The sequence below is a fragment of the Dyadobacter sandarakinus genome (assembly GCF_016894445.1).
GTDB lineage: Bacteria > Bacteroidota > Bacteroidia > Cytophagales > Spirosomataceae > Dyadobacter > Dyadobacter sandarakinus.
On the sequence record NZ_CP056775.1, the window covers coordinates 4,283,641 to 4,296,845 of the forward strand.

General features: G+C 49.9%; 11 protein-coding genes. 4 read left to right on the forward strand and 7 right to left on the reverse strand.

Features of this window, described 5'->3' with window-relative positions; translation table 11 throughout:
• The first annotated feature begins 22 nt into the window (after positions 1 to 22).
• A complete protein-coding gene (locus tag HWI92_RS17310) occupies positions 23 to 1,501 on the forward strand; it encodes a tagaturonate reductase (protein WP_204657587.1) in 1,479 nt (492 codons plus the stop codon).
• Here the strand turns inward: HWI92_RS17310 and HWI92_RS17315 are convergent, their stop codons facing one another.
• Entirely contained in the window at positions 1,502 to 2,224 is a 723-nt protein-coding gene (locus tag HWI92_RS17315; RefSeq protein ID WP_204657589.1) for a DUF3784 domain-containing protein, read from the reverse strand. It abuts the gene before it with no gap.
• Between the two features lie 115 nt (positions 2,225 to 2,339).
• On the opposite strand from HWI92_RS17315, the gene HWI92_RS17320 reads away from it, so the two are divergent.
• The gene (locus tag HWI92_RS17320) at positions 2,340 to 3,512 is read left to right on the forward strand and encodes a DUF748 domain-containing protein (RefSeq protein WP_204657591.1); all 1,173 of its coding nucleotides are present in this window, start codon (positions 2,340 to 2,342) and stop codon (positions 3,510 to 3,512) included.
• Positions 3,513 to 3,591: 79 nt separating this feature from the next.
• On the opposite strand, the gene HWI92_RS17325 is transcribed toward HWI92_RS17320, so the two are convergent.
• The 5 genes from HWI92_RS17325 to HWI92_RS17345 all read right to left on the reverse strand — a co-directional run bounded on the left by HWI92_RS17325 (position 3,592) and on the right by HWI92_RS17345 (position 8,828).
• Positions 3,592 to 4,257 (reverse strand): bifunctional 4-hydroxy-2-oxoglutarate aldolase/2-dehydro-3-deoxy-phosphogluconate aldolase, encoded by a 666-nt coding sequence (locus HWI92_RS17325; RefSeq protein WP_204657593.1) that lies wholly within the window; start codon positions 4,255 to 4,257, stop codon positions 3,592 to 3,594.
• A gap of 58 nt (positions 4,258 to 4,315) precedes the next feature.
• Positions 4,316 to 5,311, reverse strand: a complete 996-nt coding sequence (locus HWI92_RS17330; RefSeq protein WP_204657595.1) for a sugar kinase — start codon at positions 5,309 to 5,311, stop codon at positions 4,316 to 4,318.
• A gap of 126 nt (positions 5,312 to 5,437) precedes the next feature.
• Entirely contained in the window at positions 5,438 to 6,871 is a 1,434-nt protein-coding gene (gene uxaC, locus HWI92_RS17335) for a glucuronate isomerase (RefSeq protein WP_204657597.1), read from the reverse strand.
• Positions 6,872 to 6,883: 12 nt separating this feature from the next.
• Positions 6,884 to 8,077, reverse strand: a complete 1,194-nt coding sequence (gene uxuA, locus HWI92_RS17340; RefSeq protein WP_204657599.1) for a mannonate dehydratase — start codon at positions 8,075 to 8,077, stop codon at positions 6,884 to 6,886.
• 139 nt (positions 8,078 to 8,216) lie between these two features.
• The gene (locus tag HWI92_RS17345) at positions 8,217 to 8,828 is read right to left on the reverse strand and encodes an RNA polymerase sigma-70 factor (protein ID WP_204657601.1); all 612 of its coding nucleotides are present in this window, start codon (positions 8,826 to 8,828) and stop codon (positions 8,217 to 8,219) included.
• Between the two features lie 280 nt (positions 8,829 to 9,108).
• On the opposite strand from HWI92_RS17345, the gene HWI92_RS17350 reads away from it, so the two are divergent.
• On the forward strand, positions 9,109 to 10,143 hold the full coding sequence (locus HWI92_RS17350; protein WP_204657603.1) for a LacI family DNA-binding transcriptional regulator: 1,035 nt from the start codon (positions 9,109 to 9,111) through the stop codon (positions 10,141 to 10,143).
• Between the two features lie 20 nt (positions 10,144 to 10,163).
• Here HWI92_RS17350 and HWI92_RS17355 read toward each other — a convergent pair whose 3' ends face one another.
• Entirely contained in the window at positions 10,164 to 11,444 is a 1,281-nt protein-coding gene (locus tag HWI92_RS17355) for a DUF349 domain-containing protein (RefSeq protein ID WP_204657605.1), read from the reverse strand.
• A gap of 72 nt (positions 11,445 to 11,516) precedes the next feature.
• Here HWI92_RS17355 and ettA point away from each other — a divergent pair, with 72 nt between their 5' ends.
• Positions 11,517 to 13,184 carry an energy-dependent translational throttle protein EttA gene (ettA, locus tag HWI92_RS17360; RefSeq protein ID WP_204657607.1) on the forward strand — a complete coding sequence of 556 codons (1,668 nt, stop codon included), beginning with the start codon at positions 11,517 to 11,519 and terminating at the stop codon, positions 13,182 to 13,184.
• Positions 13,185 to 13,205 lie beyond the last annotated feature (21 nt).

Consider the following 13,205-nt stretch of genomic DNA (forward strand, 5'->3'; position numbering starts at 1 on the left):
ACTGGATTTTAAATTGAGATCAATGCTGCTTTCACCACAACTGCTGGCCCAGCGCCCGGGACTCGTCCCCGACTACGAACGTCTTTTATCCCTGCCCGAAAAGGTGATTCAGTTTGGTACGGGTGTGCTCCTGCGTGGCCTGCCCGACTATTTTATCCATAAAGCAAATGAGCAGGGGATTTTCAATGGGCGTATTGTGGTTGTAAAATCGACGGGTGGTACGACCAGCGACTTTGAGCAGCAGCAGCATATCTTTTCCCACAGCATCCGTGGCATTGAAAATGGGACAGAGACAGACGAATTTATCATCAACACCGCCATCAGCCGCACGCTTACAGCAAGCGAAAACTGGTCTGACATCCTGGCCTGCGCACGCAATCCGGAGCTGAACATTGTTATTTCCAACACAACTGAAGTGGGGATTCAACTGGTAGAAGATGACATTTTTGCCAGTCCTCCTGCGTCTTTCCCAGGAAAACTTACCGCTTACCTGCTCGAACGTTTCAATGCACTTGGCGGCGATGCCGGAACCGGGATGATTATCATACCCACCGAGCTGATCGTTGAAAACGGCACCCGCCTGCGCGAGATCGTACTGGAACAAGCTTCGAGGCACGGGCTGGACGCTTCTTTCCGACGCTGGCTGGAAGAAGACAACTATTTTTGCGATTCATTGGTAGACAGGATTGTACCCGGCAAGCCCGACTTGTCCGTAGTCGCAGAGATCCTGGCAAAACACGACTTTGAGGATGAGCTGTTTATTGTTTCTGAGGTATACCGGCTTTGGGCAATCGAAGGAAATGATTTTGTAAAATCACGTCTCAGCTTTGCACAGGCAGATTCTGGTGTGATTGTCGCGCCAGACATTGATTTGTTCAGAGAACTGAAACTTCGCCTGCTCAATGGCACTCATACGCTTACATCAGGTTACTGTTTTCTGAAAGGTTTTGACCTGGTGTCACAAACCCAGGCCGATCCGGAAGCAGCCGCCTTTGTTCGCGGGCTGATGCTGGAAGAACTGGCCCCAGCCATTCCTTACGAAGTGGATCCTGCCCAGGCACAAACCTTCGGAGAGCAGGTACTTGACCGCTTCCGAAATCCATTTATCCGTCATCAGCTGGTAGATATCACGGTGCAGTATACCGCCAAAATGAAAATGCGCAACATCCCTACGCTGTTGAACCACTACCGGCACAGCGAGCGGGTACCGCAGCGATTTGCAGAAGGATTTGCAGCGTATCTAAGATTTATGAAGCCTGTTTATCACAAAAATGGCGCTTATTACGGTGAAAGAAATGGGGAGCCTTACTCCATCCGGTGCGACTCGGCTGCATATTTTGATGAAAAGTGGAAGAATGCAGCCTCACCTGCTGACCTGGCTGCGCAGGTACTGGGGGATGTTTCTGTATGGGGAACGGACCTGACGCTGCTTCCGGGCTTTCTGGATGCGGTGCAGGGCTATATGCTGGAAGGTACCGGCATCTCGCCCGAAGAACTCTGATTATTCTATCCGCCAGGTACGCAGCTGGCGGTATACGTCTACTGCGGGCATTTCATCGGAGCTGTAATACACAGCTTCGTGCCCGGTAGTTCTGATTTCCAGGAAAGGCTTCGCTTTTTTGTTTACGTAAAGCCTCACAGGCTGCCCGTCAACTGTTTTGAAGCTGCCCTTCGCAAAATTTCCTGCCGCGAAACCATTTGTTTTATGCGAAATGGGCGGCAGCTCCCGCACCAGCGCGATGCCGGTAATATCGTCCTTATCGATCCTGATACCGTACATTCCTTTAATCTGCACCTGATCGATCGTCAGAAATACCTCACTGTTACGCAAACTGGCAAATAATTGCATGCCTATGGCGATGGTAATCACCACCAGTATGGCCATCCCTACAAAAGTTCCGACCCGCTGACCGCTCGTGCCGTGGTAAAAAGTCACCCCTTTCCCAATCAGAAAAACATAGGAAAGCAGTGGGTACAGGATCAGGTAAGCACTTGCCCAGTTGTTATTAATGCTTTGAAGAATGAGGTAGCCGGCCAGCAGCGTAGCGCCCAGAATCAGGTGAAAACGCTTGAAAAAGCGCAGGTACTGCTCAATATCCATTTTAGCACGATCCGCCTCCGACATGGTATTGTATCCGGAGAGGATGTACTTCGCATTGTTGACGGTTACGAAAAAACCGAGCAAGGTGAAGGTCAGTGATAAAATTATTGCGGCGGTAAACATATAAATGACTAAACGTAAAACGGTTACTCACTTTTAAAATTAAAAAGTATTGGTATCATTTTTTGGCATTGCTGTAAAATTTTTGAACCAGCTCTTATCTGAAAACGTCCACACAGTGAAAAAATCCGCCAAAATAATGATCGGAGTAGTGGTACTCCTGATCATAGCCCGCTTACTGCTCCCCTACTTTGTGCTGAGATATGTGAATAAAGTGCTCGCTGATATGGACGGCTATACAGGGCATATTTCCGATGTGGACATCCACCTGATCCGGGGTGCCTATCAGATTGACAGCATGAACATCCGCAAGATCAATGGGAAGATCAAAGAACCATTTATCAGCATTCCGCAGATGGACCTGGCCATACAGTGGGAGCCGATCCTCAAAGGAAAACTCGTGGCAGAGGTAAAATGTACCCGCCCGGAGGTCAACTTTGCATTCAGCGATAACGAAAGTGCCAGCCAGACGGGTAAGGAAAACGATTGGACACAGGTGATCAAAGACCTGTTACCCATTGAAATAAACCGTTTTGTGATTAATGATGGGAGGATTAACCTCACCAGCATTGTCACGCAGCCCAGGACAGACCTTTCCCTGAACAACTTTAACCTGGAAATCGAGAATATCCGGAATGTGGAAGAAAAAGGCAGAAAACTTCCCTCCCCGGTGCACGCGACGGGAGATATGCCGGGATTCGGCGGAAAGCTCATTTTTGATGCCAACATGATGCTGCTGAAACAAATCCCGGACTTTGATTACAACATGCGTTTGCAGGATCTGCAGCTTGTGAAGCTGAACAATCTCTCGCGACAGTATGGTAACATTGATTTTGAAAAAGGCTCCCTGACCGTAGTCAGTGAAATGGAAATGAAGGATGGCAAGCTGGAAGGCTATCTGAAACCACTGACGAAGGATATGAAGATCTTCAAGCTGAAAGAAGAGAACCGGAACGTAGGCCAGTTTTTCCGGGAGTTGCTGGCAGAAACAGGCTCATTTATCCTTGAAAATAAAAAACGGGACCAGGTAGCTACGCGCATTCCCTTAAAAGGCGACATTGGCAATATTTCCACAGACCTCTGGCCGATTGTCATCAATGTACTCCGGAATGCCTACGTAGAGGCCTTTAAGGCCGAATACGACTCGTCACTCAATCTGAAAGATACGATCAAGCAGGTAAGGAAAGACCGGAAGGAAAAGCGGAAAGAGAAAAAAGAAGCCCGGAAAGAAAAGCGGAAAGCGCGTAAAGAGAAGAGAAAAGAAGCCCGCGAAGCACGCAAAAAGGATTAATGTTTTTTGATAAAAAAACGGTAAGCTGACTAGTATACCTGAGTTCTTATCCTGAACTCAGGTATACTGAGCCATAATTTCAGCTTCCTTTTCTGAATGCACTCACAAGCGCAATGCTGTCGGCTACCTTTTGCTCGATCCAGCCATAATCTCCTGCCGCAAGCACATCTTTGGGAAACAGGTTAGATCCCAGACCTACCGCATAGGCACCGGCACCGAACCACTCATTGATGCTTTCGGACGTAGGCTGCACGCCGCCGGTCACCATAATTTTGACCTTGGGCATAGGCCCGCGGATCGCCCGCAGAAACTTTGATCCTACCACCTCACCCGGGAAAAGCTTTACCACTTCCGCCCCGGCCTGCTGTGCATTGTAGATCTCCGTGAGCGTGGATACACCCGGAATCCAGGGAATGTTGGCTTTCAGACAAGCTGCACCCACCGCAGGGTTCAAGCAGGGCGTGACAATGAAGTCAGCACCGGCATCAATGTACTTTTGAGCAGTTTCGGCATCGTAGATTGTACCGATACCCATAGCCATACCGGGCAGGCTCTCTTTGGTATATGCCACCAATGCAGTGAATACATTGTACGCATTCTCACCCCGGTTTGTAAACTCAAATGCCCGGGCACCGCCCCGGTAACTGGCATTGATCACTTCCTTGGCCACTTCTACGTCGGCATCGTAAAAAAGCGGAAGTATGCCCACTTCATTGAGTAAAATCAGAATTGTTTCTTTATCCATATCAGCATGCACCGGCCCGTGTCCGGCGGCTTGTTGGTTTTTTGGGTACTATAGCAGCTTATCTTTTGATACGTCCGGAAGTCTCTCCCTGTCTGATCGCCTCTACTTCGGCGATGGTCGAGATCAGTGCATCACCTTCAATGGTATGTTTAAGGGCTGAGGCAGCAACGCCGAATTCAAGGGCTTTCTGCTGATCATCAAAGGTAATCAGACCATGGATCAGCCCTGCAATGAATGCATCGCCCCCGCCTACGCGGTCCACGATGGGATTAATCTCGACGTCTTCCGTTTCAAGCAGTTCGGTACCATTCCAGAGATAGGCGCGCAATAGATTGTGCGAGGCACTGATGGAGGTTCTTTTGGTATCTACAACCATTCTTACCTGCGGATAAGCCTGCTGAAGATTGACGCAGGATTGTTTAAAATCGTTTCCGTAAATACCGAAAATCTCTTTGATATTTTCACTGTTGGCAATTACAATGTCGGTTCCGGCTGTGAGTGCAGGCAGTATCTCTGAGGGCTTTTTACCGTATTTCCATAAGTTGGCCCGGTAAAAAATATCCCCCGAAACCGTGAGTCCGTATTTCCGGGCTACTTTGATTCCTTCCAGCAAGGTATCCGCAGCGCCCTGTGACAAGGCCGGCGTAATGCCCGCCCAGTGAAACCATTTGGCATCTTTCAGGATACTTTCCCAATCCACATCCGCCGGGCTTACCTCAGCCAGTGAAGAGTTGGCCCGGTCGTAAACGATCTGGCTTCCGCGCAATGCAGCACCGGTTTCCAGAAAATAAACCGCCATACGCGGCCCGCCATAAACGATATGCGAAATGTCCACACCATGAAAATGCAGGTACTGGGCCGCAGCCCGGCCAATAGGAGAATCGGGAAAGCGGGTGACGTGGGCCGTATGATGCCCCCAGTATGCCAGGGCGGTGGAAACATTGGCCTCGCCGCCGGCATAAGTCACATTAAGTTGTCGTGCCTGTTCAAAACGTGAGAAACCGGGAGTTGAAAGCCGCATGAGGACTTCTCCGAAAGAGACTATCTGAGCCATATTAATGCTTTACTGCTTTCGTCACCGTGACAGGGCGCAGCTTGTTAGGTTGAATTTGATTACCGTCCAAAAATAAAGAAAATAGCCCAATCACCTGACCGGGCTATCTCGTTGGTTTTGATTTTATCAGATCTTAAAACCAAAATATTCCTTTGCATTGTAGTAGCATATATCCTGCACCAGCTTTCCAAGCCACGGAATATCACCGGGCAACTCCCCGTTTTCGACATCATTACCGATCAGATTACAAAGGATCCTGCGAAAATATTCATGTCGCGGATACGAGAGAAAACTGCGCGAATCTGTCAGCATGCCTACAAACCGGCTTAGTAAACCCATATTGGACAATGCATTCATCTGCCGCTCCATACCGTCTTTCTGGTCCAGGAACCACCAGCCCGAACCAAACTGCATCTTACCTGCTATTTTACCATCATTATAGTTTCCTGTCATGGTAGCAAAAACCTCATTATCAGCAGGATTAAGGTTATACAATATGGTTTTGGCCAGTTGATCGGTACTGTCAAGCTGGTCAAAAAACCGCGACAGTCCCCGTGCCTGACTGTAATCCCCAATCGAATCCCAGCCTGTATCCGGGCCGAGCTCACGGAGCATGCGTGCATTGTTGTTACGCAATGCTCCCAGGTGAAACTGCTGCGTCCAGCCTTTTGCATGGTCCATTTTTGCCATTTCAAAAAGAAGTACTGTCTTGAATGCCTCCCTGGCTGCGGGTAAAGGCACCTGCCCGTTCAATGCTTCTGAAAAAGCCTGCCGGGCGAGGTTTTCATCAAAATGAGAAGGGATATTTTCAAGTCCGTGATCAGACAACCGCCCGCCCATGGACGCAAAAAAATCGTGGCGGTTCTGCAGTGCTGCCAGTAATCCTTCATAGCTCGTGATGTTTCCCGCCTGGGTACTATCCGCAAGGCGTTTCAGATACAGGATAAATTCCTGGGGCGTATCAATCAGCAGCATGGACTTATCCGGTCTGAATGTCGGAAGAACCTGCGTACCAAAGCTGTCAGCCGCTATTTGCCTGTGGTATGTCAGCGAATCCGCAGGATCATCCGTGGTACAAACCACCTTTACATTCATTTTTTCAAGCAGACCCCTGACAGAAAAATCAGGCTGCCTGAGCTTGGCCGAGCATTCATCATAAATCTCCCGGGCTGAATCTTTATTCAAGATAATGTCAATATCGAAATACCTGAGCAGTTCCAGGTGTGTCCAATGGTACAGCGGGTTTCGCATGGTATACGGTACGGTCGCAGCCCATTGCTCAAACTTTTCCCAGTCACCCGCCTCGCCGGTGCAGTAGCGTTCATCCACTCCGTTAGCCCGCATTGCCCGCCATTTGTAGTGATCCCCGTACAACCAAATCTGGGTCAGGTTTTCAAACTGGCGGTTTTCTGCAATCTGGTCCGGTGGAAGGTGGCAGTGGTAATCAATGATCGGCATATCCGCTGCGTAGTCATGGTAAAGAATGCGCGCAGTTTCGGAACGCAGAAGAAAATCTTCCCGGATAAAGGTTCTCTGCACCGGGTTCGTGATGGATGCCATTTTGCTCAGGGTTTATTTCAAAAAACTTCTTTCAATGCCATACTCAAGTCCGCGCAGTTCCGCCAGTCCGCGCAGCCGGCCGATGGCCGTATAACCCGGATTGGTCTTTTTGCCGCTGCCCAGGTCGTCGAGCATGCGGTGGCCATGATCGGGCCTGAAAGGCATCCGCAGATCATTGCGGCCGCCTTCCTGCCTGTGTTGCTGCTCCTGCAGCAATGCTTTCATCACTGCATACATATCCACGTCGCCATCGAGGTGATCGGCTTCGTAAAAGCTTCCGTCTTCTTCCCTTTTTGTGGCGCGCAAATGGATAAAATGAATCCTGCTACCAAGTCGCTGCACCATCCCGCTCAGGTCATTATCAGGCCGCACGCCGTAGGATCCCGTGCAAAAACACAGCCCATTCACCTCACTGGCGTAAGCTTCCAGCAACCGGGCGGCATCGTCTTCGGTACTTACCACACGCGGAAGGCCCAGGATCGGGTATGGAGGATCGTCCGGGTGAATTGCCAGCCGCACACCCGCCTGCTCAGCGACCGGGCCGATCGCCTGCACAAACTGGTACAAATGCGTACGAAGTTCAAGATCACCGATGTTCCGGTACGTAGCCAGTACATCCCGGAATGCTTCAATGGTAAAGCTTTCTTCCGAACCGGGCAAACCCGCTATAATATTGCGGACCAGTTTATTAACCTCTTCTTCTGTCGCACCATCGAGCCAGGCTCTGGCGCCGGACTGCTGCTCTTCGGTATACATATCCGCCGCTGCTTCGCGTCCAAGCAGGTACAGGTCAAATGCTGCAAACTGTGATGCATCAAACCTCAATCCTGTGGAGCCGTCCTTCATGAGGGCGTCCAGGTCGGTTCGCGTCCAGTCGAGTACAGGCATAAAGTTGTAACAAACCGTATCAATGCCGCATTGTCCCAGGTTCAGGAGTGTCTGCTGGTAGTTCCGGATGTAAGTCTCAAAATCCCCTGTCCGCGTTTTTATTGCTTCGTGTACGGGCACGCTCTCCACCACCGACCAGGTAAGTCCTGCGGCTTCAATCAGCCTTTTTCTCTCATTGATTTCAGAAATATCCCAAACCTGCCCGTTGGGAATATGATGCAGGGCTGTTACAATGCCCGTCGCGCCGGCCTGCCGGATGTCCGGCAGCGATACCGGATCATTCGGCCCAAACCAGCGCCATGTTTGTTCTAATGCCATAGGTTACCCGGGTGGTCGGCAGCCGGCTGTCAGCAGCCGGCTTGCAGTGATCGACCTTCTTTATTTGTTAAATTAAATAAATGCTACGCACCAGTATAATAAAAAAAGCCGACTGCCGAAAGCCGGCTTTCCAAAGCTCCTAAGCGACCAGCCTATGCTCGGGCACTCTTTCCCGCAGTACTTTTAAAGCCCGGCTCATCTGGGTCTCCACCGTTTTGATAGAAATATCGAGGCGTTCGGCTATGTCGCGGTAACGCAGGCCTTCTTCCCGGCTCAGTCTGAAAATAAGCTGGCACTGGCGCGGCAATGCACGGATGCAATCCTCAACGTGGTTAAAAAACTCATTGAATGAAAGTTCTTCTGCCGGCGAAAAATGATCTGCATGTGATAAATTCCATTGCACGGATTCGAGTGATTCGCGCTCATTCTGGCGGTGTACGCGCAGTTTGAGATAATCCAGCGCCTGGTTTCGTACTGCGCGGTAAATGTAGGCCTGAAAGGAAGTATGTACCTCTATCTGCTCGCGGTTTTTCCAGAGTTTGACAAAAACATCCGCAACTACTTCCTCGGCCATTTCGCGGGTACTCACCACGCGCATGGCATAGTTGCAGAGCGTGCAGTAATAACGGTTGAAAAGCTCGCGGAAGGCCAGGTAATCACCCGTGGCCACTACTTTTCCAAAAAGATTTTCAAGCAGGTTTTTTTGCGCAAAAGCAGCAGGTACCGGGCAGGCAGAAGTTTGAGCTTCCATGTGGATCTTGGGTTAGGTTTCTGGTAAAATTCCTGGATTGTCAGTGGTGCAGCGCAAAAGGTCAGTCATAACCTCATACCTAGTTTATGAAGCCGATCGTTGATTCGCAAAAATTTATCTTGAAAAAAATCAATCAATTTACGCAACCGTTCCCGGAACCGTTCCCGGTTGCGTGGATTTTCCCGGAACTCTGCTATGTTTTGTATATTTATGCAACCCGGCCATCTTACCGGCTTGTACTACCACTTACACCTTTGTTGTACTATTCCTGCATGCCGGTATGAAACGTGTCTCCGTTACCATCAAAGAAATTGCAAAAGCACTGGACGTATCCAAGTCCACCGTATCGCGCGCGCTGCGGGACAGCAGTGAGATCAGCAGTGAGACCAGGCGGAAGGTTATGGAGCTGGCCGAAAAGCTGAATTATTACCCTAATCCCATCGCCATCAGCCTGCTCAAAAACCGCACGCAGACCATCGGCGTGATTGTGCCGGACATTGCCAATCGCTTTTATTCGTCGGCAATCGGCGGCGTTGAGGATATCGCATACAGCCGCGGGTACCATACGATGATTTACCAGAGCCACGAACTGCTTGAACGTGAACTGTCAGCATCAAGGCACATCGCCTCCCGGCGTGTGGACGGACTTGTGGTAGCTATTTCAAGCCAGTCGGAGAACATTGATCATTTTGTGGCATTGCAGGAACAGGGGATTCCTGTGGTGTTTTTTGACCGTGTAAGTGATGCCATGCAAACGCATAAGGTACGGGTGGATGACTACAAAGGTGCTTTTGAAGCTACGGAACACCTGATTCAGCGTGGCTGCCGCCGCATTGCGCACATAGCAGGTCCGGAGAAAGTGTCGATTACGCGGTTCAGGCTGGAAGGGTATAAGGATGCATTGCGCAAACACGGGATCGCATTTCAGGAGGAATGGGTACGCCACAGTGAAATCACGCAGGCAGGCGGCACCGAGCGGACATACCAGCTCATGGCGCTCCGTGAGCGTCCCGACGCTATTTTTGGTGCCAGCGACCGCATAACAATGGGTGTGCACTGGGCATTGCGGCAGCTTGGCTATAAAATGCCCGACGATGTTGCCGTGATTGGTTTTTGCGATCTGGCGATGTCGTCCTTGCTCGATCCGCCGGTAAGTTCTGTCACGCAACCTTCTTTTGAAATGGGGCAGCAGGCCACTTCCCTCTTACTCGACCTGATTGAAAGCAAAAGTACCCCGGCCGAATATGAGACCAGGGTACTGCGATCGAATCTTGTGATCAATAAGTCGTCGTTACGTGAAATTGTCGGCTCCTAGCGTGAGCGTATCCGGAAGTATTACCCGGTAATGGTTTTCAGTTTTCTGTCAAATTCTGCGAGGATGCGTTCTTTCATCTGCACCTTGCGTTTCTGGATATTGATGCGTCCCGCAGCCTGCTTGTCTATTTCAGGGTTACCCGTTGCGGTTCTGTCAAATTCAAGGATTGCAAATTCCAGGTCGCTCTTCTCCCGTTTGGCAAGCCATTCAAGCTCGCGGTACTTGGTACGAAGCTGTTCCTCGGGACTTTTGAGTTCAAATGCAGGATATTTTCTGCTGATCACCCTGGCCAGGTAGCTGAGTTCAAAAATCTTGTCGCAGATCATACGGAAACGCTCTGCCAAATCCTTGTCGGCCAGCTTGAAAGGTACCTTAATCTCCTTCCATTTGCTGAGCAGGACTTTGGCTTCCTGTGAGGCTTCAATAATATCCTGCTGTTTCAGCAGCGCCTCGGCCTGGGCAAGCAGCTTTTGCTGTTCAAGGATACGCGGGTCAACGCGCACTTTGGGCTCAATACCTTTGGCGAGGTTGTATTTGTCGTAAAACAGTTTCAGGAAGTGGCGATAAGCCTTGTTGACCTTGAAGAAACGCTTCGGCGGAACCTCTCCGATGCCGTTCCAGGCATTGCGCAGGTCGCGCGCTTTCTGGTAGGCTTCATCCAGATCCTTCGCATAGCTGAGCGTTTTCGCAATCTTGATCAGTTTTTCGTACTCCTCTATACGATGCTGGTTGATCTTGTTCTGCTCGTCGAAGTAATCGCGGCGGCGCTGGAAGAAGTCGTCCAGGATGGTCTGAAACGTGGTTTCAACCTCCTCCTGGTATTCTTTCTCCACCGGACCGGTGCGGATCCACTTAGCTTTTATTTCCTGTATCTGGTCGGTAGCTGCTGCATAATCCGTGATCGCCGCGGCTGCTTTCAGATCTTCAATCAGCGCACGCTTGATTTCCAGGTTTTTAAGCTGGTTAACTTCGATCAGGCTTTTAAGATATTCCTCCTTTTCTTCCAATCTTTTAAGCAGCGGGACAAAATCGCCCAGGGCGTCAAATCCTTTCAGCTTGCGTTGCAGCTGAATGAGCTTCGTTAGATAGGAACCTTTATTCAGCGCCTGGTCAATTTCCTGTTCCAGTTGCTCCACTTTGTTCAGAACAATGTTGAAACGATTTTTAAAATAATCAATCGCTTCCTGCTCTGTTCTCTTTACTTCTCCAATTTGCCGGTCGGGGAAATCGAGGTACCCCCTTAAAAATACTTTGCCTTCTTTAACGTAGCCGTATTCATCATTCAATGTGGCATTTTCCATCCTTTCAATTTTTTTTATCTGCTAAGTGTAGGGATATATAACGATATTTGTTACGCACAAATTAAACAAAAAATGAGTAACGAAACCATTATTTTCTCAATGTCGGGGGTTAACAAAATCATCCCTCCCAACAAGCACATTCTTAAAAATATTTATTTGTCATTTTTTTATGGTGCCAAAATCGGGGTGCTTGGATTGAACGGTTCCGGTAAATCCACCCTCCTCAGGGTCATCGCCGGTATCGACAAGGACATTCAGGGAGATGTGGTATTTTCCCCCGGATATTCAGTCGGAATGCTTGAACAGGAGCCCAAGCTGGACCCGTCAAAAACCGTCAGGGAAGTAGTGGAAGAGGGTGTTCAGGAAATCGTGGACCTGCTGAAAGAATTTGACCAGATCAACGAGGCGTTTGGAGAAGAAGACGCTGATTTTGATAAACTACTGGAAAGGCAGGGCGAAGTTCAGGAAAAACTCGACACTGCTGATGCCTGGAACCTCGATAACAGACTGGAAGTGGCCATGGATGCATTGCGCTGCCCGCCTTCAGATACTTCCGTTGCTACCTTGTCGGGTGGTGAAAAACGCAGGGTGGCCTTGTGCAGGCTCCTCCTTCGTCAGCCCGATGTACTTTTGCTTGATGAGCCTACCAACCACCTTGACGCTGAGTCGGTATTGTGGCTGGAAGAGCATTTGAGACAATACAAGGGAACCGTCATCGCAGTTACTCACGACCGGTACTTCCTGGATAATGTTGCAGGCTGGATTCTTGAACTCGACCGGGGTGAAGGCATTCCCTGGAAAGGCAACTACTCGTCATGGCTGGAACAAAAACAGGAGCGCCTGAAAAAAGAAGAAAAAACAGAATCCAAACGTCAGAAAACACTTCAACGTGAGCTGGAATGGGTGCGTATGGGTGCCAAAGGACGTCAGGCCAAGTCGAAGGCACGTTTGGGAGCATACGAAAAACTGCTAGGCGAAGAAGCCCGGGAGAAAGAAGAAAAGCTGGAAATCTTCATTCCTGCCGGTCCGCGCCTGGGTAATAAGGTCATTGAAGCACATAACATTTCCATGGGTTTCGGAGACCGGCTGCTGTACGAGAATCTCAGCTTTGCATTACCACCCAATGGGATCGTCGGGATTATCGGGCCTAACGGAGCGGGCAAGACCACGCTTTTCAAACTCATTACCGGCCAGCTCAAACCCATGACCGGGCATTTTGATGTAGGTGATACGGTACAGCTGGCGTATGTAGACCAGGAACATGATAACCTGGACCCCAACAAAACGGTTTACCAGAGCGTGGCCGACGGAAACGACTGGATCATGCTGGGCGGCAAGCAGGCCAATGCACGCGCCTATGTGGGCCGCTTCAACTTTGGCGGAGGCGACCAGGAGAAAAAAGTAGGTAACCTGTCGGGCGGGGAGCGCAATCGCGTACACCTGGCCATGACACTGAAAGAAGGCGGAAACCTGCTCCTGCTCGATGAGCCTACCAACGACCTGGACGTAAATACGCTCCGGGCATTGGAGGAAGGTCTTGAAAACTTTGCAGGATGTGCCGTGATCATCTCCCACGACAGATGGTTCCTCGACCGTGTAGCTACGCACATACTGGCCTTCGAGGGCGATTCACAGGTTTACTGGTTTGAAGGAAACTTTTCAGAATACGAAGAAAACCGCCGCAAACGACTTGGTACCGATGCCACTCCAAAGCGGATCAAGTACAAAAAGCTGGCATAGCAGCCTATTTTTAAGAATAAG